23 protein-coding genes and 2 pseudogenes are annotated in these 22,408 nt (G+C 68.1%); 14 read left to right on the forward strand and 11 right to left on the reverse strand.

Translation table 11 applies throughout. The features are described from left to right. Positions 1 to 72: 72 nt before the first annotated feature. The 6 genes from deoC (at position 73) to FKO37_RS45605 (ending at position 4,998) form a co-directional block, all read left to right on the forward strand. Positions 73 to 1,047 (forward strand): deoxyribose-phosphate aldolase, encoded by a 975-nt coding sequence (gene deoC / locus FKO37_RS45580; protein ID WP_037816104.1) that lies wholly within the window; start codon positions 73 to 75, stop codon positions 1,045 to 1,047. A 1-nt stretch (position 1,048) separates the two neighbouring features. Beyond that, complete coding sequence (locus tag FKO37_RS45585) at positions 1,049 to 2,482, forward strand: aldehyde dehydrogenase family protein (protein ID WP_037816105.1); 1,434 nt, start codon at positions 1,049 to 1,051, stop codon at positions 2,480 to 2,482. Continuing rightward, positions 2,475 to 3,341: an aldehyde dehydrogenase family protein gene (locus tag FKO37_RS45590; RefSeq protein WP_037816106.1), complete on the forward strand. Its 867-nt coding sequence runs from the start codon at positions 2,475 to 2,477 to the stop codon at positions 3,339 to 3,341. The genes FKO37_RS45585 and FKO37_RS45590 overlap by 8 nt, the downstream gene beginning before the upstream one ends. A gap of 98 nt (positions 3,342 to 3,439) precedes the next feature. Then, on the forward strand, positions 3,440 to 3,631 hold the full coding sequence (locus tag FKO37_RS45595) for a hypothetical protein (protein ID WP_158714529.1): 192 nt from the start codon (positions 3,440 to 3,442) through the stop codon (positions 3,629 to 3,631). A 138-nt stretch (positions 3,632 to 3,769) separates the two neighbouring features. Next, positions 3,770 to 4,009, forward strand: coding sequence for a hypothetical protein (locus FKO37_RS45600; protein ID WP_037816108.1), 240 nt, complete (start codon positions 3,770 to 3,772; stop codon positions 4,007 to 4,009). Positions 4,010 to 4,149: 140 nt separating this feature from the next. Next, positions 4,150 to 4,998 carry a helix-turn-helix transcriptional regulator gene (locus FKO37_RS45605; protein WP_238608581.1) on the forward strand — a complete coding sequence of 283 codons (849 nt, stop codon included), beginning with the start codon at positions 4,150 to 4,152 and terminating at the stop codon, positions 4,996 to 4,998. 11 nt (positions 4,999 to 5,009) lie between these two features. On the opposite strand, the gene FKO37_RS45610 is transcribed toward FKO37_RS45605, so the two are convergent. Both FKO37_RS45610 and FKO37_RS45615 read right to left on the reverse strand, forming a co-directional pair. Next, positions 5,010 to 5,546, reverse strand: coding sequence for a DUF4232 domain-containing protein (locus FKO37_RS45610; RefSeq protein ID WP_037816110.1), 537 nt, complete (start codon positions 5,544 to 5,546; stop codon positions 5,010 to 5,012). Between the two features lie 141 nt (positions 5,547 to 5,687). Continuing rightward, positions 5,688 to 6,320, reverse strand: coding sequence for a TetR/AcrR family transcriptional regulator (locus FKO37_RS45615; RefSeq protein ID WP_037816112.1), 633 nt, complete (start codon positions 6,318 to 6,320; stop codon positions 5,688 to 5,690). A 205-nt stretch (positions 6,321 to 6,525) separates the two neighbouring features. Here FKO37_RS45615 and FKO37_RS45620 point away from each other — a divergent pair, with 205 nt between their 5' ends. The 3 genes from FKO37_RS45620 to FKO37_RS45630 are packed head-to-tail and all read left to right on the forward strand — an operon-like array spanning position 6,526 to position 9,203. Next, positions 6,526 to 7,752, forward strand: a complete 1,227-nt coding sequence (locus tag FKO37_RS45620) for a cytochrome P450 (protein WP_037816113.1) — start codon at positions 6,526 to 6,528, stop codon at positions 7,750 to 7,752. 10 nt (positions 7,753 to 7,762) lie between these two features. Then, the gene (locus tag FKO37_RS45625) at positions 7,763 to 8,968 is read left to right on the forward strand and encodes a cytochrome P450 (RefSeq protein WP_037816114.1); all 1,206 of its coding nucleotides are present in this window, start codon (positions 7,763 to 7,765) and stop codon (positions 8,966 to 8,968) included. Between the two features lie 40 nt (positions 8,969 to 9,008). Then, positions 9,009 to 9,203, forward strand: coding sequence for a ferredoxin (locus FKO37_RS45630; RefSeq protein ID WP_037356317.1), 195 nt, complete (start codon positions 9,009 to 9,011; stop codon positions 9,201 to 9,203). A gap of 38 nt (positions 9,204 to 9,241) precedes the next feature. Here the strand turns inward: FKO37_RS45630 and FKO37_RS45635 are convergent, their stop codons facing one another. Beyond that, positions 9,242 to 10,045, reverse strand: coding sequence for a class I SAM-dependent methyltransferase (locus FKO37_RS45635; protein ID WP_238608582.1), 804 nt, complete (start codon positions 10,043 to 10,045; stop codon positions 9,242 to 9,244). 51 nt (positions 10,046 to 10,096) lie between these two features. Between FKO37_RS45635 and FKO37_RS45640 the strand changes: the two genes are divergently transcribed. Further along, positions 10,097 to 10,681, forward strand: coding sequence for a TetR/AcrR family transcriptional regulator (locus FKO37_RS45640; RefSeq protein ID WP_238608583.1), 585 nt, complete (start codon positions 10,097 to 10,099; stop codon positions 10,679 to 10,681). A 1-nt stretch (position 10,682) separates the two neighbouring features. Here FKO37_RS45640 and FKO37_RS45645 read toward each other — a convergent pair whose 3' ends face one another. From FKO37_RS45645 to FKO37_RS45670, 6 genes are all read right to left on the reverse strand, one after another. Further along, complete coding sequence (locus FKO37_RS45645) at positions 10,683 to 11,252, reverse strand: DUF3995 domain-containing protein (RefSeq protein ID WP_238608584.1); 570 nt, start codon at positions 11,250 to 11,252, stop codon at positions 10,683 to 10,685. 125 nt (positions 11,253 to 11,377) lie between these two features. Beyond that, positions 11,378 to 12,460, reverse strand: a complete 1,083-nt coding sequence (locus FKO37_RS45650) for an ABC transporter ATP-binding protein (protein ID WP_134667562.1) — start codon at positions 12,458 to 12,460, stop codon at positions 11,378 to 11,380. A 12-nt stretch (positions 12,461 to 12,472) separates the two neighbouring features. After that, entirely contained in the window at positions 12,473 to 13,243 is a 771-nt protein-coding gene (locus FKO37_RS45655) for a carbohydrate ABC transporter permease (protein WP_051729200.1), read from the reverse strand. A gap of 107 nt (positions 13,244 to 13,350) precedes the next feature. Further along, entirely contained in the window at positions 13,351 to 14,283 is a 933-nt protein-coding gene (locus FKO37_RS45660; RefSeq protein ID WP_037816123.1) for a carbohydrate ABC transporter permease, read from the reverse strand. Continuing rightward, on the reverse strand, positions 14,280 to 15,620 hold the full coding sequence (locus FKO37_RS45665) for a sugar ABC transporter substrate-binding protein (protein ID WP_199817838.1): 1,341 nt from the start codon (positions 15,618 to 15,620) through the stop codon (positions 14,280 to 14,282). Before FKO37_RS45665 ends, FKO37_RS45660 begins: the two co-directional genes overlap by 4 nt. Further along, positions 15,613 to 16,620, reverse strand: a complete 1,008-nt coding sequence (locus FKO37_RS45670) for a zinc-dependent alcohol dehydrogenase family protein (protein ID WP_043835118.1) — start codon at positions 16,618 to 16,620, stop codon at positions 15,613 to 15,615. Before FKO37_RS45670 ends, FKO37_RS45665 begins: the two co-directional genes overlap by 8 nt. Before the next feature lie 185 nt (positions 16,621 to 16,805). Between FKO37_RS45670 and FKO37_RS45675 the strand changes: the two genes are divergently transcribed. Next, positions 16,806 to 17,735, forward strand: a complete 930-nt coding sequence (locus FKO37_RS45675) for a sugar-binding transcriptional regulator (protein WP_051172602.1) — start codon at positions 16,806 to 16,808, stop codon at positions 17,733 to 17,735. Positions 17,736 to 17,740: 5 nt separating this feature from the next. On the opposite strand, the pseudogene FKO37_RS45680 reads toward FKO37_RS45675, so the two are convergent. Beyond that, a pseudogene (locus FKO37_RS45680) lies at positions 17,741 to 18,043 on the reverse strand (winged helix-turn-helix transcriptional regulator); the annotation flags it as partial. 103 nt (positions 18,044 to 18,146) lie between these two features. On the opposite strand from FKO37_RS45680, the pseudogene FKO37_RS47685 reads away from it, so the two are divergent. From FKO37_RS47685 to FKO37_RS45690, 3 genes and pseudogenes are all read left to right on the forward strand, one after another. Beyond that, positions 18,147 to 18,314 (forward strand): annotated as a pseudogene (locus FKO37_RS47685) (NAD(P)-binding domain-containing protein); the annotation flags it as partial. 151 nt (positions 18,315 to 18,465) lie between these two features. Further along, entirely contained in the window at positions 18,466 to 18,699 is a 234-nt protein-coding gene (locus FKO37_RS47690; protein ID WP_308196598.1) for a hypothetical protein, read from the forward strand. 19 nt (positions 18,700 to 18,718) lie between these two features. Continuing rightward, positions 18,719 to 19,888 (forward strand): FAD-dependent monooxygenase, encoded by a 1,170-nt coding sequence (locus FKO37_RS45690; protein ID WP_238608585.1) that lies wholly within the window; start codon positions 18,719 to 18,721, stop codon positions 19,886 to 19,888. On the opposite strand, the gene FKO37_RS45695 is transcribed toward FKO37_RS45690, so the two are convergent. Further along, entirely contained in the window at positions 19,879 to 22,383 is a 2,505-nt protein-coding gene (locus FKO37_RS45695) for an RNA helicase (protein ID WP_037816420.1), read from the reverse strand. The genes FKO37_RS45690 and FKO37_RS45695 overlap by 10 nt on opposite strands. Between the last annotated feature and the right edge of the window lie 25 nt (positions 22,384 to 22,408).

A 22,408-nucleotide genomic window follows, 5' to 3' on the forward strand; every position in this document is an offset into this window, starting at 1 on the left:
GCCTGTGACCAGCTGTCCACAGATTCCGGTGAGCGCTCCGGCGCCTGCTGTCGCGCACCTACACTCAGCGGTATGACAGCTACCACCAGCCCGGCAGCGGCGCCGGAAACCCCGTCGCCGCTGACGGACGTCACTCGCGACGAAGCGAGCCTGCGGCGGTTCCTGCACGGGCTGCCCGGTGTCGACCAGGTCGGCGTCGAGCAGCGCGCGGCAGGGCTCGCGACCCGGAGCATCAAGAAGGAAGCCAAGCGGTGGGCGATCGACACCGCGGTGTCGATGGTCGACCTGACCACGCTCGAAGGAGCGGACACGCGCGGCAAGGTCCGCGGCCTCGCCGCCAAGGCGATGCGGCCGGACCCCGAGCGGCAGGACTGCCCGCGCGTCGCGGCCGTGTGCGTTTATCCGGATCTGGTGGAGACGGCCGTCGAAGCGCTCGCGGGCAGCGGCGTGCGGGTGGCGAGCGTCGCCACCGGTTTCCCGGCGGGCCGCACGAGCCGCGAGGTGAAGCTGGCCGACACCCGGCTCGCGGTCGAGGCGGGCGCGGACGAGGTCGACATGGTGATCGACCGCGGCGCGTTCCTCGAGGGCCGCTATCTGGAGGTGTTCGACGAGATCCGCGCCGTGAAAGCGGCCTGCGGCTCGGCGCACCTCAAGGTGATCCTCGAAACGGGCGAGCTGGCGACGTACGACAACGTCCGCCGCGCGTCCTGGCTCGCGCTGCTGGCGGGCGGGGACTTCATCAAGACGTCCACCGGCAAGGTGTCGCCCGCCGCGACGCTGCCGGTCACGCACGTGATGCTGCAGGCGGTGCACGACTGGCACGAGCGCACCGGCGAACTGCGCGGCGTCAAGCCCGCGGGCGGGATCCGGACGACGAAGGACGCGATCAAGTACCTCGTCGCCGTGCACGAGGTCGCGGGCGAGCAGTGGCTCACGCCGGAACTGTTCCGGTTCGGCGCGTCGAGCCTGCTCAACGACCTGCTGCTGCAGCGGCGCACCCAGGTGGACGGCCACTACAGCGGCCCTGACTACGTGACGGTGGACTGACATGGGCATCTTCGAATACGCGCCCGCGCCGGAATCTCGCGCTCTGGCCAATCTGAAAGAGCAGTACAAGCCGTTCATCAACGGCGAGTTCGTCGACGGTTCCGGCGAGCCGCTCAAGACGGTCAACCCGGCCACCGAGGAGATCCTCGCCGAGGTCGGCACCGCGTCGGAGTCCGATGTGGACACCGCGGTGAAGGCCGCGCGCAAGGCGTACACGTCGGTCTGGTCGAAAATGCCGGGCGCCGAGCGGGCGAAGTACCTGTTCCGCATCGCGCGGCTGATCCAGGAACGCTCGCGCGAGCTGGCGGTGCTGGAGACGCTGGACAACGGGAAGCCGATCAAGGAGTCGCGCGATTCCGACGTGCCCACCGCGGCCGCGCATTTCTTCTACCACGCGGGCTGGGCGGACAAGCTCGGCTACGCGGGCTACGGCCCGGACCCGAAGCCGCTCGGCGTCGCGGGCCAGGTGATCCCGTGGAACTTCCCGCTGCTGATGCTGGCGTGGAAGATCGCGCCCGCGCTGGCCACCGGGAACACCGTCGTGCTGAAGCCGGCCGAGACCACGCCGCTGACCGCGCTGGTGTTCGCCGAGATCTGCCAGCAGGCCGAACTGCCGCCGGGCGTGGTGAACATCCTGCCGGGAGCAGGCGACATCGGAGCGTCCATTGTGGAGCATCCGGACGTCGACAAGATCGCGTTCACCGGCTCCACCGAGGTCGGCAAGCTGATCCAGCGCACCGTCGCGGGCACCCGCAAGAAGCTGACCCTGGAACTCGGCGGCAAGGCGGCGAACGTCGTGTTCGACGACGCCCCGCTGGACCAGGCGGTGGAGGGGATCGTCAACGGGATCTTCTTCAACCAGGGACACGTCTGCTGCGCGGGTTCGCGGCTGCTGGTGCAGGAATCGGTGGCCGAGGAGGTGCTGGAGAAGCTCCGGTACCGCGTCTCGACGCTGCGGCTGGGCGACCCGCTGGACAAGAACACCGACCTCGGCGCGATCAACTCGGCCGAGCAGCTGGCGAAGATCCGCGGCCTCGTCGAATCCGGCGACGCGGAAGGCGCGCAGCGCTGGACCAGCCCGTGCCCGGTGCCGGACCGCGGATTCTTCTTCGCGCCGACGGTGTTCTCCGAGGTCCACCAGTCGATGCGGATCGCCCGCGAAGAGATCTTCGGCCCGGTGCTGTCGGTTCTCACCTTCCGCACCCCGGAAGAGGCCGTGGCGAAGGCGAACAACACGCCGTACGGCTTGTCCGCGGGCATCTGGACCGAGAAAGGTTCGCGCATTCTGTGGATGGCGAACCAGCTCCGGGCAGGCGTTGTCTGGGCCAACACGTTCAACCGCTTCGACCCCGCCGCCCCGTTCGGCGGCTACCAGGAGTCCGGTTTCGGCCGCGAGGGCGGACGCACCGGTTTGGAGGCCTACCTCAATGTCTGACCGGATTTCCGTCGCCAAAACCTACAAGCTTTACCTCGGCGGCAAATTCCCGCGCTCGGAATCGGGCCGGGTCTACCCCGTCACCGACGCCAAGGGCGCCTTCCTGGCCAACGCGGCCCACGCGTCCCGCAAAGACCTGCGCGACGCGGTGTCCGCCGCCCGCAAGGCGTTTCCCGGTTGGTCGTCGGCAACTGCATACAACCGCGGCCAGGTGCTCTACCGCGTCGCCGAGGTGATGGAGGGCCGCCGCGCCCAGTTCGCCGCCGAGGTAGCCGCTTGTGAGGGCGTCGCCGCGAAAAAGGCCGAGTCCCATGTGGACGCCGCCATCGACCGCTGGGTCTGGTACGCGGGCTGGACCGACAAGATCGCCTCGGTCCTTGGCGCCGCCAACCCGGTCGCCGGGCCGTACTTCTCCTTCACCACGCCCGAACCCACCGGGGTCGTGGGCGTCCTCGCGCCGCAAGAGTCGAGCCTGCTGGGTCTGGTGACCGTCCTGGCCCCCGTCCTGGCGACCGGCTCGACAGCAGTCCTAGTCTCCAGCGCGGACCGCCCCCTGCCTGCCATCACCCTGTCCGAGGTCCTGGCCACCTCCGACGTCCCCGGCGGCGTCGCGAACATCCTCACCGGCCACGCCGCGGAACTGGGCCCCTGGCTGGCCTCGCACGGAGACGTCAACGCCCTCGACCCGACCGGCGCCACCCCCGAAGACCGCGTCACCCTGGCCCAGGAAGCCGCCGGAACGGTGAAACGCGTCCTGTCCGTCCCCGACGCCGAACCAGACTGGACAGCCGAACCCGACCTGTCCCGCCTGCGTCGGTACCTGGAAGCGAAAACCGTCTGGCACCCCATGGGCGTCTGACGTTCGAGTTCACCCAGACCGCCGTTCCGGTTACCCCGGAACGGCGGTTTTGTTTGCGGCTATTCGAAAACTGCGCAGCGGGCAGGCTTGCACTGGGGTTGGGCGCGCCCAGCCCGCGGCTGCGCGTAGCTCCCGAACTCGCCGAATCGTCGGCCAGCGCTTGTCCGCGATCGACCGCACCGGGCGTGGACGCGTGCTTCGTCAGCCCGGACGAGGTCGGCGGGCCGCGGATCAACGTCTACTTCGGCACCCGCTCCCACCTCGTCGACACGCTCACCGAACTTGCCTGAACGAGCATCACCGGACCTCAACATTTCGCGCCACAACCCTACCCTTTCGCGAAATTCTCTGCCAACATGTGCCATTGGGGAAATTTCGACAACCCCGTGTCCGGTACAGGCGCCGCCAGCACGTCAGGAGGACTCCGCATGACCCCGCATCCCGCCCAGTCCGAAGAAGCACTTGCCCTCGAGTTCCTCGGCACCACCAGCGCGGGCGGCAACTGCCCCAACGCTTATCGCACCAACCGCGGCACGTACGTCGTCCAGGGATACCGGGTCACCGACGAGCAGGCGTTGCGGCAACTGCACGAACGCGGCATGCCCGACACCGAGACGGCCGTCGAAATCCCCGCCGGCCTGCTCAAGTTCTTCCCGCAGGAAGCCTGAGCACGACGACCGGCGCAGACGAGGCAAGGGCAGCCCGGCGATTCAGACGCACTAGTCGCCCAGGATTTCTCGAAACTCGACCCCAGGTGTGGGAAGATGCCATCGGGTTCGAGGAATTCCGCATGCGATAGCGAGGGCGAGTGCCTACCAGTTTCGAGAAACGCCGGGCAGAGCTTGGCGATCGCCTGCGCCGGCTCCGGGTCGACGCGGGCTACGAGACCGGAAAGGATTTCGCCAGGGCCATCGGCTGGAACGCGCCCAAGGTCAGCAAGGTCGAAAACGGCAGGCAGACCGTCGGCGACGACGACCTCGACGCCTGGATCGCCGCCGTCGGCGGGCCGCCGGAGCTGGCCGCGGAACTGCGCGAGCAATTGGTCGAGGTCCGCGACGCGCACGCCAGCTGGAAAGACAAAGTCCGCGACGGACACCGCGCCCGGCAAGAGGAATCCATTGCCAGAGAGGCCAGAGCGCTACGAATTCGGGCGGTAGATCTCCGAATTGTCTCCGGATTACTGCAAACCCCGGAGTACGCTCGGCATACGCTGCTCGCCCACGCCAGGATCCACGGCGGCGGACAGGACATCACCGAGGCCGTCCGGGCGCGGATGCAGCGCCAGCAGATCCTCTACGAACCCGGCCGGACCATCGAACTGCTCACCTCCGAGGCGGCGCTGCGCTATCCGAACGCGCCGCGCGAGGTGATGATCGGGCAGGTGCACAAGCTGCTCGCGCTGCTCGGCACCCCCAACATCCGCTTCGGCATCATCCCCGCGGACGTCGTCGTGCCCTACCCGGTCACCTCGGACTTCTGGGTCGTCGACGACGTCGCGATGGTCGAAACCCCCGAGGGCGAGCACATCGCGAGCGACGTCGACCCGTACCACGAGGTCGCGGATCTACTGTGGACAGTCGCGGCCGAGGGCGACGCCGCCAGGGCGGTGCTGCTGCGGGTGCTCGATTCGCTCACCCGTGCAGCCCCGCCCGGCTGACCAGGAATCCCTTACACCGCAGGCGCTTCGCCAGCCGTCATCGCACCGACGTCGATGGTGTGGCTGTCGGCGCCGGCGTCGACCGCGCCGAAGGTCCAGTCCACCGTCACGTTCGGGTCGATCGGGTCGCCGTGCGGGTTGGAGGCGGCCGGGGCGGTCATGGTCAGCGCGTTCGGCGTCTGCTGCTCGTCGTCGGAGCCGATCGCGGTCCAGTGCAGCGGCACGTACGCCGACGAACCGTTCGCGATCAGCACCGGCGGCGCGTCGGCCGGGGCCTCGTTGTTGACCAGAACGTTGTGCGCGCCGACCAGGTCGACGTCGGCCCGGCCGGACAGGACGCACCGCTCGCCCTGGTTCGCGGTGAACTGCATCGCGGCGTTGCGCTGGCCCGCGCCGGCCCCGCCGTAGACGAGCTTGGTGCTGAACTGGTTCGCGGTGCACGGAAGCGCCGACGACTCCGTGGTCGTGGCACTGGCGGTACCGGCGAAGACCGCGGCCGCGCCTCCGGCGACGGCGACTGCGACGGCAATTCGGCGGATGTTCTTCATTGTTCGTCCCCTCTCGCGTTTTCCGGCGGCTCCGCACCGGCTTTCACGAGATAAGACGTCCCCGCCCACGACTCGATGGCCCGTTGTGAGATCACCCCCGCCGGAGCAACCCCGATCGTCCCGTCGCGTCTGAAGAAGCGGTCAGAGCAAATCTTCCTTGTCGATCGGCCGTCCCGGCAGCGTGGTGGCCGGACCGGCGCGCAGGCCGTCGATCATGATCGCGATGTTGCGGGCCGTCGCCATCTCCGGCGATTTCAACCGGTGCGCGGGCAGCTGCCGGATCAGCCGGGCGAACAGCACCGCGACGTCTCCCGCGCCCACGTCCTTGCGCAGCGTCCCCTCGGCCTGCGCCCGGTCGACCAGCCCTTCGACCTCGAGCAGCACCGCTTCGCGCAAGTGCGCGACCTCGGGGTCGTCCTTGAGAATTTCGTGCGCCCGCTGCGACAACATGGCCAATTGCATCGACAACTGCAGTTCCGCGCCGTGATACAGCAACTGCACCAACGCTTCCCACGCCGTCGGCGCTTCCACCGACAGCCGCCGGGCGCTGTCCAGCACGCCCGCGAAATTGTCCACCGCCACCGCGCGGATGAGCGCGTCGCGATCCGGGAAGCGCCGGTAGAGGGTGCCGACGCCGACGCCGGCCGCGCGCGCGATCTCCTCCATCGGGACCTCGGGACCGTGGCTGGCGAAGATGACGCGAGCCGCGGCGATGATCTGGTCGCGGTTGCGTTGCGCGTCCGCCCGCAGCGGCGTCTCGGGGTCTGCACTCATACCCGGCCTTCCCTTTTCCCGGTTGGCGCGCATTCTCGCACGCCGGACCAGCTGCGCAAACGTGCCGGCAACCCGGGGCGGACAGCAATTGTCACCCCGTTGCTAGTGGACGGCGATCCTCCACTTCGGTACCTTGGGCAGTGAACCGGAATGTAATCCTCCACATTCATTCCGTAACGGGGCAAACCCACCACAGGGGGTTCAGATGACCGAAGTCGCCCAGCCCAGCCGCACCCAGCCGGAGCAGGCCGCGTTCCCGATGAAGCGCACCTGCCCGTTCGCGCCGCCGCCGGAGTACGACCGGTTCCGCGACGCTCGCGCGCACTACGTCGAGCTCGAGCACACCGGCCAGCGCGCCTGGGTGCTCAACCGGCACGAGGACCTGCGGGCGATGCTGAACGACCCGCGGTTCAGCTCGGACCGCTTCAACCCGGGCTTCCCGGTCCTGTTCAAGGACGGCCAGCAGCGCCGTCCGAGGCTGCGCCCGTCGCTGATCGCGATGGACGCCCCGGAACACGGCCCGGCCCGGCGCAGCGTCGTCGGCGAGTTCACCGTCAAGCGGATGAAGGCGCTGCAGCCGCGCATCCAGGAGATCGTGGACCAGCACATCGACGCGATGCTGGCCGGCGACAAGCCCGCCGACCTGGTGTCCGCGCTGTCGCTTCCGGTGCCGTCGCTGGTGATCTGCGAGCAGCTCGGCGTCCCGTACGCCGACCACGACTTCTTCCAGACGCACAGTTCACGGCTCCTCAACCGCGAAACAGGCTTCGAGGAACGCAGCAAGTCCGTCGAAGCGATGCAGAATTACCTGTCCGAGCTGGTTTCCACGAAGGAAACCGCACCGGCGGACGATCTGCTCAGCCGCCAGATCGCGAAGAAGCGCGAAGAGGGCAACTACGACCACGACGACCTCGTGTCGCTCGCCTTCCTGCTGCTCATCGCCGGGCACGAGACCACCGCGAACATGATCTCGCTCGGCACCGTCGCCTTGCTGGAGAACCCGGACGCGCTCGCCGCGATCAAGGAGGATCCAGGCAAGACCCTCGATGCCGTCGAGGAACTGCTGCGCTACTTCACCATCGCGGAATTCGCCACCACCCGCGTCGCCCTCGAAGACGTGGACATCGCGGGCGTCACCATCAAGGCCGGAGAAGGCGTCCTCGGCCTGAGCTACGCCGCCAACTTCGACCCCGAAGTCTTCCCCGAGCCCGAGCGGCTCGACATCACCCGCGGCGGCAGGCACCACGTCGCGTTCGGGTTCGGCGCGCACCAGTGCCTCGGCCAGAACCTCGCGCGGATGGAACTGCAGATCGTGTTCGACACGCTGTTCCGCCGTATTCCGACGCTGCGGCTCGCCGCGCCGGTCGACCAGTTGCCGTTCAAACACGACTCCGGCGTCTTCGGGCTCTACTGCCTCCCGGTGACCTGGTGAGGGGGAAACGATGACTGCCACTGAAGAACTCCGCATGCCGGTCGCCCGGACCTGCCCGTTCACCCAGCCGGAGCAGTACGTCCGGATGCGCGAGCAGAGCGCGCTCACCCGCGTGCAGATCCCCGGCGGCAAAGAGGCCTGGGTGGCTTCGCGGCACGAGGAAGCACGGCAGATCCTCGGCGACCGCCGGTTCTCCTCCGACCGGTTCCTTCCCAATTTCCCGTTCCTGGCCGAGGGCGGGGCCGCGATCCTCACCAACGCCAAGCAGAAAGCCATGATCGGGATGGACGCGCCCGAGCACGGCGAGGCCCGCCGGGAGGTGCTCGGCGAGTTCACCGTGAAGCGGGTCGAGGCGATGCGGCCGCGGATCCAGGAGATCGTCGACGGCCTGATCGACGAACTGCTCGCCGGGCCGAAACCGGCGGACCTGGTGGAAAAGCTGTCCCTTCCGGTGCCGTCGCTGGTGATCTGCGAACTGCTCGGCGTCCCGTACGCCGATCACGACTACTTCCAAGAGCGCACCATGGCGCTCATCCGGCGCAGCACCAGCGTCGAGGACCGCAAGAAGGCGTCCGAGGAACTGCGCGCGTACCTCAGCGGCCTGGTCGCGGCGAAGGAGAAGGACCCGACCGACGACCTGCTCGGCAGGCAGATCGTCAAACGCCGCGAGGAAGGCAATTACGACCACGACGCGATGATCGGGCTGGCGTTCCTGCTGCTGGTCGCCGGGCACGAGACCACCGCGAACATGATCTCGCTCGGCACCATCGGGCTGCTGGAGAACCCCGGGCAGCGCGCGACGATCGAGGCCGATCCGGGCAAGACGCTGCTCGCGGTCGAGGAACTGTTGCGCTACTTCACGATCGTCGAAGGCGCGACCGCGCGGGTCGCGACCGAGGACGTCGAGATCGGCGGCGTCACGATCAAGGCGGGCGAGGGCGTGCTCGTGCTGGGCTACGCCGCGAACTGGGACCCGGACGTGTTCGAGAGCCCGGAGAAGCTCGACCTCGAACGCGGCGCGCGCCACCACGTCGCGTTCGGGTTCGGACCGCACCAATGCCTCGGCCAGAACCTCGCGCGGATGGAACTGCAGATCGTCTTCGACACGCTGTTCCGCCGCGTTCCGACGCTCACGTGCACGGTCCCGGCCGACGAGTTGCCGGTGAAGAAGGACGCCACGATCTTCGGCCTGTACCAGTTGCCAGTGACCTGGTAGAGATCAGAGTGCTCCCACCACAAGCCAGGAAGAGGCCATCATGAAGATCATCGCGGACACCGGCAAGTGCGTCGGCGCCGGCCAGTGCGTGCTCACCGAGCCCGCGCTGTTCGACCAGAGCGAGGACGACGGCACGGTCATCGTCCTCAACGACACCCCGGACGGCGAACTGGTCGAGAAGGCGCGCGAGGCCGTGAACATCTGCCCGAGCCAAGCGCTTTCGCTGGAGGAGTGACCTGACCGGTCCCCGGTTTCGCGCCGGGGACCGGCCTTTCACGCGGCAAGACGGACGGCGGTCACCGCGGCGGTCGAGTAATTCGTCGTCAGGTGGCCGCCACGCGCGTCGATCGCCGCGCCGGCCTCAGCCAGGATCCGGTCGCGCTGCTCCGGCGTCGCCACGGTGACGCCGCCCTGCGTGGCGAGCAGGTCCAGCCATTCGTCGCGGCGGTAGTCCTGCGTCCAGGCGTAATGCCAGTTCTCCGCCTCGCCGAACGCGCCGGTCGCGGCCAGTCCGTCCGCGGCTTTGTCGAGCATCGGCTGGTAGGCGTCGGCGCTGGGTTTTTTCAGGTAGTTGCCGCTGAACGGCGAATCCGGCATCGCCCGGCGCAACGCGTCCGCCAGTGCCAGGGAAATTTCTTCCGGCGGCATGAACACGTGCCAGAACGCGACGAACCGGCCGCCGGGGCGGAGCACCTGCGCGGCTTTCGCGGCTCCTGCGGCCGGGTCGACCCAGTGCCACGCCTGCCCGGACACGAGGGCGTCGAACGTCCGCCCGGCCGGGTCCCAATCCTCGAATTTCGCGACCTCGACTGGGAAAGCGCGCCGGGCGAACTCCGCCATCCGCGCGTCCGGCTCGACGCCGAGCACGACGGCGCCGCGGGCGTGGAATTGCCGCCCCTCGATGCCGGTGCCGCACCCGACGTTGAGCAGGTCCTTCCCTGGGCTGGCGGCGAGGACGGCGGTCACCAGTTCGTCCGGGTAACGCGGGCGGGCCCGGTCGTAGCGCTCGGGATCGACGCCGAACGACTCCGCCATGGTCCGGTGCTGATGCGGTTCGGGACGAGGTAAAGTGGGCATGTGCCCACCATAGTGGGCAAGCGCCCACTATGGCTAGGAAGGACCGCCAAGGTGCCCACCGGGATCCATCTCCGCGACGTTCGCGCTCAGCTTTTCGACGCCGCGGAACGGGTTTTGCTGCGCGAAGGACCGAGCGGACTCACCAGTCGCGCCGTCACCACCGAGGCGGATTGCGCGAAGGGCGTGCTGCACCGGCATTTCGAGGATTTCGACGCGTTTCTCGCCGCGCTGGTGCTCGACCGGATCCATCGCCTCGAAGCCCGCGCGGAGGATCTGCACGCCGGGACCGGCGACGTGGTCGAAACGGTGGCCGAGGTGCTCACCGAGGTCTTCTCGTCGGTCGCGGTGTCGATCGTCGCGCTGATCACCTTCCGCGACGAACTGCGGCACCGGCTCCGTGCCGCCCGGCCGGGTCCGGGGATTCCGCTGGCGACGGACGCGGCGCACGTGCTGGCGAATTACCTTGCCGCGGAACAAGAACTCGGCCGGATCTCCCCAGATGCCGATGTGAAGACACTTGCCCCGACGCTCATCGGAGCCGGTCATCTGCTCTTCGCGGATCGCACCGGGGAACCGCCCAGCGAGGAAGCCGTTCGCCAGATGGCGAGCACGGTCCTCGCCGGTACCCTCCGCTGACTCACCCGATGCCCGTCGCGACCGCGGTCACCGACAGCGCCAACGCACCGAGCGCGCCGACCACTCCGTACCGCGTCAGCGTGCGCCGGTCATCGCGGTCCAAGACATACCGCGCGGCCGCCACCGCGAACGCGATTCCGCCGACGATGAACCACGGTCCCCAGAGGTAGAGATACCAACCCACCAGGTTGGAAAGCGCTGGATCGACCGCCACGGCTCCGGTCTTCACCAGCACGCCCTGCACGACAAACAGCCCGCCGTGCCAAGTCAGCAGGATCGCGGCACCACCACCGCAGAACACCATCGTCCGGCTGAGCCACCGGCCGCGCGGCCGCGTCAGGCTGACGCCGACCACCGCGCCGAAAATCTTCAGCAGTCCGGTGATCACCAGCACGGCCACAAACCACGGCACCCGGTCCTGCGCGAGCTTCACCAGCGACGGCGACACTGTCGACTGCGCGCCGAACGTACTGCCGGTCGCCCAGACGAAGCTGGGGATCGCGAACAAGAGGCCCCACACCGCGGCGGCGTAACCCGGCCATTTGCGCAACTCGGCTTGCTTCAGCGTCATGCGTCAAGCGTCGCCCGTGGCACGGCGGAGAGGATCCGGCGCGAGGGGGAAGCTCCTCCCCCGTGAGAGGTAGGCGGTCGTGAGTGTTCATGCCGGTGCTACCGGCATGAACACTCACGAGCCGTTCAGCCCAGCCGCAGCGTCGTCTTCGGATCGAACGCGTGCGTCTCGCCCTCGCCGCGCAGCGCCACCCGGACGTTGTCGCCGATCCGGGGCGGCGTCCGGCCGTCGACCCGGACCACGAACCGGTCGTCGCCGACCTTGCCGTGCAGGTACGCGTCCGCGCCCAGTTCCTCGACGAGTTCCACCACCAGCTCGAAACCGTCGTCTGCCTCGCCGACCAGGCGCAGCGACTCCGGCCGGATGCCGAAGACGATCTCCGACAGCCCAGCCGCCGCGGTCCGCACCTCGGTGGGCAGGGGCACCACGAGGTCGCCCAGCTGAACGCCGCCGTCGGTCAACGGCAGCGTCGCGAGGTTCATCGCCGGCGATCCGATGAACCCGGCCACGAACGAGTTCTCCGGCTTTTCGTACAGCGACCGCGGCGACGCGCATTGCTGCAGCACGCCGTCCTTCAGCACGGCCACGCGGTCGCCCATCGTCATGGCTTCGACCTGGTCGTGGGTCACGTAGATGGTCGTCGTGCCGAGCCGTTGCTGGAGTTTCGCGATGTTGGCGCGGGTTTCCACGCGCAATTTCGCGTCCAGATTGGACAGTGGCTCGTCCATCAGGAACACGCTCGGCTCGCGCACGATCGCCCGGCCCATCGCGACCCGCTGCCGCTGCCCGCCGGACAACGCCTTCGGCTTGCGGTCGAGGAACCGCGACAGGTCCAGCATCTTGGCGGCCTCGTCCACCCGCTTCTTGATGTCAGCCGCCGAGAAACCGCGCAATTTCAACGCGAAACCCATGTTGTCGGCGACGGTCATGTGCGGGTACAGCGCGTAGGACTGGAACACCATCGCGATGTCCCGGTCCTTCGGCGGCAGGTCGGTGACGTCGCGGTCGCCGATCCGGATCGCGCCCTCGTTGACGTCCTCCAGCCCGGCGAGCATCCGCAGCGCGGTCGACTTGCCCGATCCGGACGGGCCGACGAGCACGAGAAATTCGCCGTCCGGCACCTCGAGGCTCAGCTGGTCGACCGCGCGGACGCCCGGGTTGCCGGGGTAGACACGCGACGCCTGGTCGTAAATCACTTCAGCGGACATCTGCGTTCTCCCTTACTTCACAGCGCCCATGGACAGGCCGCGCACCAGGTGGTTCTGCGCGATCCAGCCGACGATCATCACCGGCAGCGAGGCCAGCAGCGCGGCGGCGGACAGCTGGGCCCAGTACAGGCCCTCGCTGGTGATGAAGCCGACCAGGAACACCGGTACCGTGCCGGCCCGGGCGGCGGTGAGGTTGACCGCGTAGAAGAACTCCGTCCAGGAGAAGATCACGCAGATCAGCGCGGTCGCGGCGATTCCGGGCGCGACCACCGGCATGATGATCTTGCGCAGCAACGTGGGCAGGTTCGCCCCGTCGATCCGCGCCGCCTCGATCATTTCGCCGGGGACTTCCAGGAAGAACGACCGCATCATCCAGATCGCGAGCGGCAGGTTCATCGCGGTGTACAGGATGATCAGCGCCCACACCGTGTCCAGCAGGTTGGTGTTCTGCGAGATCACGTACAGCGGGATGATCGCGGCCACGATCGGCAACATCTTGGTCGACAGGAAGAAGCCCAGCGCGTTCTTCGTGCCCTTGACCGGGGCCAGCGACAGCGCGTACGCGGCCGGGATTCCCAGCAGCAGCACGAGCAGCGTCGAAATCACCGTGACGAACGCCGAATTTCCCAGGTACGGCAGGAAACCGCTGTTGAGGACGTTCGAGATCTGGTCGAACGTCGGCGTGAAGAACAGCTTCGGCGGATCGGTGTAGGCGTCGTTTTCCTGCTTGAACGCGGTGAGGATCATCCACAGCAGCGGGAAAACGAACAGGATCGCGATGATCCAGGTCGCGACGGTTAGCGTGCCGGGGCCATAGCGGCGTTTGGTCCGGCGACGCGGCGGCGGCGCGGTGTCGGTGGCGGCGGGCGAGGCGGTGGCGGTTGCGGTGCTCACTTGACTCCTCCGTCCACGGAGAACGCGCGGAACATCAGCCGCAGCGCGAACGTCGCGACGATCATCGTCAGGATGACCACCACCACGCCCATCGCGGACGACTGTCCGATGTCGAAGCCCTCGAACGCGCGCTGGTAGATGTAGAACGGCAGGTTCGTGCTGGCCGTGCCCGGACCGCCTTGCGTCATCAGGAAAATCGCGTCGAAGCTGTTCACGATGTAGATCGCGCCGAGCAGCGTGGCCAGCTGCAGGAACCGCGAAAGGTGCGGCAGCGTGATCGACACGAAGGTGCGCCAGCGGCTCGCGCCGTCCACCGACGCCGCCTCCAGCACCTCCTTAGACTGGCTCTGCAGCCCGGCGAGGATCAGCAGCGTCATGAACGGCGTCCACTGCCAGATGATCTGCGCCATCACCGCGGCCAGCGGGAACTGCGAAAGCCAGTCGGTGTCCGTGCCGAACACGAAGTGCAGCAGCCCGTACGTCGGGTCGAACACCGTCGTCTTCCACAGCAGCGCGCCTGCCGCCGGGAGGATCAGGAACGGCGTGATCAGCAGCGTGCGGACGAAGCCGCGGCCGGCGAACTTCCGGTCGAGCAGCACCGCCAGCCCGAGTCCGAGCAGCAGCGACAGGAACACGCAGACCACGGTGAGCACCACGGTGTTCAGCAGCGCGCCGAGGAACGTCGTGTCGGTGAAGACGTCGATGTAGTTGCGGAAACCGACGAAATGCCGCGAGCCCGGACGCACCAGGTTCCACGACTGGAACGAGTAGAACAGGGTGAGCAGGAACGGGATCTGCGTCACCGCGATCACGAAGATCAGCGCGGGCAGCAGCGGCAGCCGCCGCTTCCCGGCCGAACCGGTCACCTTCTTGGCAGCGGGCTTCGCGGTCGCCGGCGCGGTTCCGGCGGGGACGGAGAGGGTGCTCATTTCTGCACCTCCTGATACGACTTTCCGACGGTTTCCGCGTATTTCTGCGATTGCGCGAGCGCGTCGGCGACGGAGGTCTGACCGGCGATCGCGGCGGACAGCTGCTGGCTCACCCGGGTGCCGAGGTCCTGGAACTCCGGGATCCCGACGAACTGGATGCCCGGGTACGGCACCGGGTTCACCATCGTCTGCTGCTGGTTGGCCGCCGCGATGCCGTCCAGCGTCGGCTGGGCGTAGGCCTTCGCGGCTTCCTTGTACTGCGGGATCTCATAGGTCGACTTGCGCGTGCCCGGCGGCACCCGGTTCCAGCCGTAGGTCTCGCCGACCTTCTTCGCGTACTCCTTGTTCGTCATCCACGCCATGAACTTCCAGGCGTCGTCCTTGTTCTTGCCGACCTTCGGAATGCCCAGCGCCCAGGTGTAGAGCCAGCCGCTCGCCTGCGTCTTGTCCACCGGCGCGGCGACGTAGCCGTTCTTGCCGCCGACGTGGCTGGTCTTCGGGTCTTCCGTGGTGCCGGTCATCGAGGTGGCGTCGTACCACATCGCGGCGTTGCCCTGGGCGTACTTGGTGCCGCATTCGGTGAACCCGGCGCTGGAGGCGCCGACCTCTCCGTGGTCGCGCAGCAGGTTCACGTAGAAGTTCGCCGCCTTGGTGAACTCCGGGCTGGTCAGCTTCGCGTTCCAGTTCTTGTCGAACCATTGCGCGCCGAAGGTGTTCGCGACCGTGGTGAACGGCGCGAGGCTCTCGCCCCAGCCCGGCTTGCCGCGCAGGCAGATCCCGGCGACGCCGGCCTGCTTGTCATCGAGTTTCGCGGCGAAATCGGCGATCTGCTGCCACGTCGGATGCGCGGGCATGTTCAGCCCGGCCTTCTGGAACAGGTCCTTGCGATAGACCACAAAGGACGATTCGCCGTAGAACGGCACCGCGTACATCTGGTTCTGGTACGACAGCGACTGCCGGATGCTCGGGATGAAGTCGGCCTCGTCGTATCCCGGCGTCGCCTTCATGTGCGGTTCGAGGTTCTCCAGCCAGCCGTTGGCCGCCCACTGCGGAGCCTCGTAATTGCTGATCATCACCACGTCGAACTCGCCGCCCTGAGTAGCGGTGGACGCGGTGATCTTCGCCCTGGCCTCGTTTTCCGGAAGGGAAACGAACTTGAGCTTGATCCCGGGGTTGGCCTGCTCGAACTCGCCCTTGAGCGAGATGGCGTCCTTCATCTGCGGATTGGACACGATCGCGACGACCAGTGTCCGCCCGCCGGTGCCGAGCGCCCCGGCTCCGGCGCATCCCGTCACTAACAACGCTGTCGCGGCAAGGAGGCACAGGAGTTTACGCACCGCCACCACCTCCGGGCAGCACCTGGATCTTGAGGCCGGACCCGCTGCGCATCTTCGCCAGCGCCTCGGGGTACTGCTCGAGCGGAAGGGTGTCGGTGATCAGTGCTTCGGTGTCGATGTAACCGTTCGCGACGAGGTCGAGCGCGTTGCCGTAGCTGTTCAGCACGGCCATCGAACCGACGATGGTGATTTCGTCGTTGTAGATGCGGAACGGCGAAAGCGCGACGCGGGCTTCGGCCGGAGCGACGCCGAACACGAGCAACCGGCCACCGCGGTGCAGCGCGTTGAACGCTGCCTCGATCGCGGGTGCCGCGCCCGTGCAGTCCACTGCGGCGTCGAAGCGTTCATCGTCCAGTTCGGACACATCGGCGGCCACCGCGGTCGCGCCGAGGTCGGTCGCGCGAGGCAACCGGGCGGCGTTGCGGTCGACCATCGTCACGTGCGCACCCGCGCGGATCAGGAGCTGCTGCATGATCAGCCCCATCGTGCCCGCGCCGACCACGAGGAAGCGTTCGCCCGCCTCCACGCCGATCCGGCGCACGCCGTGCACCGCGCAGGAAACGGGTTCGACCAGCGCGCCCTGTTCCCAGGTCATCGAGTCGGGCATCCGGTAACAGGTGTCGGCAGGCACCGCGACGTACTCGGCGAACGCGCCGTTGACGGTGTCGCCGGTCGCGTTCCAGTTCGCGCAGAGGTTGCCGTGCCCGGACCGGCACGGGGTGCAGTATCCGCAGTAGATCGACGGGTCGACCGCGACCCGGTCGCCGACCTTCCACTCGGCGGGCACGTCCGCGCCGAGTTCGACGATCTCCCCGGAGAACTCGTGCCCGGGGACGATGGGATACGGGGTCGGCGGGAAATGCCCGTCGGCGATGTGCAGGTCCGTGCCGCAGATCCCGCAGGCACCCACCTTCACGACGACCTGGCGCTCCCCGGGCTTCGGATCGGGAACCTCGCCGACCCGGATCTCCCCGGGCCGGTCCACGATCGCGGCGCGCATGCGTCATCACCTTCCAAGATGCTCATTTGAGCGATTTTGACTTATGCCGTAGGTAACATGCGTAGGCATTACAGGCCCCTGCCTGCGGATCCGTCAACCAGCAAAGCTCATTTTTGCGCTATCCTGCTCATGTGAGCAGGAAAAAGGGGCCACTACCGCTAACCGAGACGCTGCTGCTGGCGACCATGGCCAGGCGGTTCTACGTGCAGGGCGCCTCGAAACTGGAGATCGCCGACGAGTTCGGCATGAGCCGGTTCAAGGTCGCGCGGATGCTGGACACGGCACTCGAGTCCGGACTGGTGCGGATCGAGTTCGACCTGCCCGCGCCGGTCGACGTCGAACTGTCCGACGACATCCGCCGGGCGTACCGGCTGAACCGCGTGCTCGTGCTCGAACGAGCATCCGAAAAGGAACCGAGAGAGGTCGTCCGCAAGCAGGTCGGCGCGCTGGCCGCCCGGCTGCTGGAGGAGATCGCGACCCCGGACGACGTCATCGGGCTGTCCTGGGCGCGGTCGGTCAACGCGATGACCGAGGCGATCCGGACCCTGCCGCGCTGTCCGATCGTGCAGTTGTGCGGGGTGCAGGCCGGGATGGACATGCGCGGCCGTTCGGTGGAGACGGTCAGCCGCGTGACGTCGGTGTCCGGCGGCGATTCGTACCCGATCTTCGGCCCGCTCGTTCTGCCCGACCGGCGGACCACGGAGATCCTGCGGCACCAGCCGGGCATCGCGGAAACGTTCGCACAGTTCGGGAAACTCACCAAGGCGGTCGTGAGTATCGGGTCCTGGGAGGCCGGGGAGTCCACCGTGTACGACGCGCTCGACGAGGCCGAACGCGCCGCCATCGCGGCCCGGGGCGCGACCGCCGAGGTCGCCGCGCGGCTGTTCGACGCGGACGGCAACTCGCTCGGCACCGGGCTGGCGCACCACGTGCTGGCGATCAGCCACGAGGAGCTGATGGCGGTCCCCGAGGTGATCGCGATCGGTTACAGCCGCCCGAAAGCCGAAGCGGTGGACGCGGTACTGCGGTCCGGACTGGTGTCGACGCTGGTCACCGACGCCGCGGCGGCCGTCCCGTTGCTGGAGCTGGCGCGGGCCAGGCCATTGCCCTCGTGAGCGAGCTGCGCTTCAAGCACCTGGTCGCCGTACTCGGCCGCCCAGCGCCCGAACCCCTCGATCGGCCCGAGGAAACTCGCCCCTAGCCCGGTGAGCTGATACGCCCCGTCCGCGCGCTCCACGAGCCCGTCGCGTTCCAGCTTGCGCACCGCCTCGGTCAGCACCTTCGCGCTGATCCCGCCGATGCGCGTGCGCAGTTCGCCGTGCCGCAGCGGGCCGTTTTTCAACGCCCACAGCACGACCGGATGCCAGGTGTTCGCCACCAGGTCGAACGCGAGCCGGGTGCGGCAGTCGGCGATGAAGTCCATGGTTACCTTTCGGTTCCTGCCGGGGTTCCTAACGTCGCTTGCGTACAACCACGCGACGACAGGAGACCTTCCCATGCGCATCGCCCTCTTCGGCACCGGCGGAATGGCGTCCGCCCTCGGCGGCCAGTGGACCCGGCACGACCTGACCGTCTCCGGCCGCTCCGCCGCGCACGCCGCCGCCTTGGCCGCTGAACTCGGCGCCGAGACTTTGGACTGGGCCGAGGCCGCCGCCCGGGCGGACGCCATCCTGCTGGCCGTCCCCACCACCGCCCTCGAAGCCCTGCTCACCCCGCTCGACCTCACCGGCAAGGTCCTCATCGACTGCACCAACACCCCTGGTGCGACCGGTGAACCCGTGGCCGCGCGGATCGCCGAATTCGCCCCCCGGCGCGTCGGTAGTGAAGGCGTTCAACCTCGCCCACGTGGACGTCTGGCGAATGACCCCGCCACTGTTCGAAGGCCGCCCGCTCGGCGTCCCGCTGTGCGGCGCCCCGGAGGCCGTCGCCGTCGCAACGGAGCTGGTCCAGGACCTGGGCTGCACTCCCCTGCCCGCGGGCGGTCTCGACCGAGCCGCCCTGCTGGAAGCCGCCGCCGGACTGGCGATCGGCCTGTGGTTCGACGGCCTGGACGCGCGTTCCATGCTCATGGCCAGCTGATCGGGCCTATCCTGGCGGGGTGCCCACAGGTGGATCAGCGGCAGTCGTCGGCGGGGGAATCGGCGGACTGGCCGCGGCGATCGGATTGTCGCGCGTCGGCTGGCAGGTCACGGTCTTCGAACGGCTGCCCGGCGAACTGGACGACGCCGGTTCCGGAATTTCCCTTGCCGCCAACGGCGTTCGAGCCCTGGACGCATTGGGAGCCGGCGACGCACTCCGCGCCGCCGGCTGCTTCCAGCGCACCGTCAGCACCCGCAGCCCGCGCGGGACTTGGCTGGCGCGCATGGACGGAGCCGAACTCGAACGCGTCGCCGGGACGCCGATCGTCGGCATCGCACGGTACGAATTGCATCGGCTGCTGCGGTCTCTGCTGCCCTCGCCGGTGCTGCGGGACGAGGTCACCGCCATCGAGGACAACGCCGTGGTCACGCCGTCCGGCCGCCACGAAGCCGACGTGATTGTCGCCGCCGACGGCGTCAACAGCCGACTGCGCAAGCGTTTCTTCCCCGCCCATCCCGGCCCGGTCTACAGTGGATCGGCCGTCATCCGCGCCATCACGACCGAGCCGTTCGCACTATCCTCTTCGGACTTCAACCTCACCTGGGGCCGAGGAGTCGAGTTCGGATACATCGGTTTGGCGGACGGCCGAGCCGAATGGCACGCCGTGCTGAGCATCCCGGCAGGCACCCGCTATCCCGACCCGATCGCCGAAATGCGCCGCCGCTTCGGTTCCTGGCACGAACCGATCACCGAGCTGCTCGACGCGACCGACCCGAAAGCCGTTCTGCACCACGACGTTGACGAACTGGTGACGCCGCTGCCGTCCTATGTGTCCGGTCGAGTCGCCCTGCTCGGCGATGCCGCGCACGCGATGCAGCCGAACCTCGGCCAGGGCGCTTGTCAGGCCCTGGAAGACGCGGTGACACTGGCCCATGCGCTGTCGTCGACTGACCTCGACACCGCGCTCACCCGGTACGACGCCGAACGCCGCCCGCGCAGCCAGGCCATCGCCCGAGCCGCCCGGCAAACCGGCCGGATGGGTCAGCAGCTGACGAACCCAGCCGCGATCGCGGTGCGGAATCTGGCGTTCCGAGCCATGCCGACGACGGTGATGGCGCGGTCGATGCTGCGCTACACCTGTTGGCAGCCGCCGATTCTGGCCACCCCGGACGCAAACCCTCAGAGCTGATTGACGTCCACGATCCGGACCACCGCGCTGCCCACCTCGTCCGAGGCGCGCAGATCGACCTCCGCGCTGATCCCCCAGTCATGGTCGCCGGCCGGATCGTCGAAGATCTGCCGAACCCGCCACACGTCCGGCTCCTGCTCGATCAGCAGCAACGCCGGACCACGCGCGTCCGGGCCGATTCCGAGTGAATCGTGCTCGTCGAAGTAGTCCTCGATCGCGTCTTCCCACGCGTCCGCGTCCCAGCCGGAAGCCGCGTCCAGCGAGCCCAGTTCGTCGTACGCCCGGCGCGAAGCCAGCTCCACCCGGCGGAACAACTCGTTGCGCACCAGCACGCGGAACGCCCGCTCGTTGCGCGTGACCGCGGGCGGCTCGGGCGGCGGCCGGTGCGACACCGGGCCTTCCTCGTCCGGATGCCGCAGCGCTTCCCATTCGTCCAGCAGGCTCGAGTCGACCTGGCGCACCAGTTCGCCGAGCCATTCGATGAGATCCTGCAGCGATTCGGTCTTCGCCTCGTCCGGCACAGTGTGCCGCAACGCGTCGTAGGTGTCGGCGAGGTAGCGCAGCACGAGGCCCTCAGACCGCGCGAGCTGATAAAAGCCCACGTATTCCACGAAGTTCATCGCGCGCTCGTACATATCGCGCACCACCGACTTCGGCGACAGCTCGTAATCCGCCACCCACGGATGCCCGGCGCGATACGACTGGTAAGCCGCGTTGAGCAGTTCCTCCAGCGGTTTCGGATACGTGACGGACTCGAGCAGCTCCATCCGCTCGTCGTACTCGATCCCGTCGGCCTTCATCGCCTGCACGGCTTCCCCGCGCGCCTTGAACTGCTGCTGCGACAGCACCGGACGCGGGTTGTCCACTGTGGATTCCACAATGGACACCACGTCCAGCGCGTACGACGGCGACTCGATGTCCAGCAATTCGATGGCAGCCAACGCGAACGGCGAAAGCGGCTGGTTCAACGCGAAATCGAACTGCAGGTCCACCGTCAGGCGGACGACGCGCCCCTCGGCGTCCGGTTCGGGCAGCTTTTCCACGACCCCGGCGGCGAGCAGCGAACGGTAGATCTCGATCGCCCGCAGGATCAGCTTCCGCTGCGTCGGACGGTCCGAATGGTTGTCCTCCAGCAGATGCCGCATCGCGTCGAACGCGTTGCCCGGCCGGGAAATCACGTTCAGCAGCATCGAGTGGCTGACCTGAAAACTGGACGTGAGCGGTTCCGGATCGGCCGCGATCAGCCGGTCGAACGTGCTCTCGGTCCAGTTGACGAAACCCTCCGGCGCTTTCTTCCGGACGATCTTCTTTTTCTTCTTCGGGTCGTCGCCCGCCTTCTCCAGTGCCTTCGCGTTCTCCACCACGTGATCCGGCGCCTGCACGACCACGTAACCGTCGGTGTCGTAGCCGGCCCGGCCCGCGCGTCCGGCGATCTGGTGGAACTCGCGCGCCTTCAAATGCCGCTGCCGCACGCCGTCGTACTTCGTCAGCGCCGAGAACACCACCGTGCGGATCGGCACGTTGATGCCGACGCCGAGGGTGTCCGTCCCGCAGATCACCTTCAGCAGCCCGGACTGCGCGAGCGTTTCGACCAGCCGCCGGTACTTCGGCAGCATGCCCGCGTGGTGCACGCCGATGCCGTGCCGCACGAGCCGGGAGAGCGTCTTGCCGAACCCGGCGGAGAACCGGAAGTCGCCGAGCAGGTCGGCGATCGCCTCCTTCTCCGCCTTGGTGGTGACGTTGATGCTCATCAGCGTCTGCGCCCGCTCGATGGCCGCGGCCTGCGAGAAATGCACGACATACACCGGCGCCTGGCCGCCGCCCAGCAGCTCGGACATCGTCTCGTGCAGCGGCGTGAGCGCGTACCGGAAGGTGAGCGGCACCGGCCGCTGCGCCGAAGTGACCACCGCGGTAGGCCGTCCGGTCCGCCGGGTCAGGTCCTTTTCGAAGAACGAAACGTCGCCGAGCGTGGCCGACATGAGCACGAACTGCGCGTTCGGCAGCTCGATCAGCGGGACCTGCCACGCCCAGCCGCGGTCCGGTTCCGAATAGAAGTGGAACTCGTCCGCGACGACCTGGCCGACCGGGGCGTCGGCGCCGTCGCGCAACGCGATGTTCGCCAAGATTTCCGCGGTGCAGCAGATGATCGGCGCGTCCGCGTTGACGCTCGAATCGCCGGTCATCATGCCGACCTGGTCGGCCCCGAAGATCTCGATGAGCTGGAAGAACTTCTCCGAGACGAGCGCCTTGATCGGCGCGGTGTAAAAACTGCGTTTGCCGTGGGCGAGCGCGGTGAAGTGCGCGCCGACCGCGACGAGGCTTTTGCCGGAGCCGGTCGGGGTCGACAGGATCACGTTGGCCCCGGAGACGACCTCGATCACCGCCTCCTCCTGCGCCGGGTACAGCTCGATGCCCCGCTCCGCCGTCCACGTCGTGAAGGCTTCGAACAGGGCATCTGCGTCGGGATCCGCTGGCAGGAGGTCGGTGAGAGTCATCGTGGCACCCATCGTGCCATCCCGG

Origin of the sequence: Amycolatopsis sp. Poz14 (genome assembly GCF_006704225.1) — a bacterium.
Classification (GTDB): Bacteria; Actinomycetota; Actinomycetes; order Mycobacteriales; family Pseudonocardiaceae; genus Amycolatopsis; species Amycolatopsis nivea.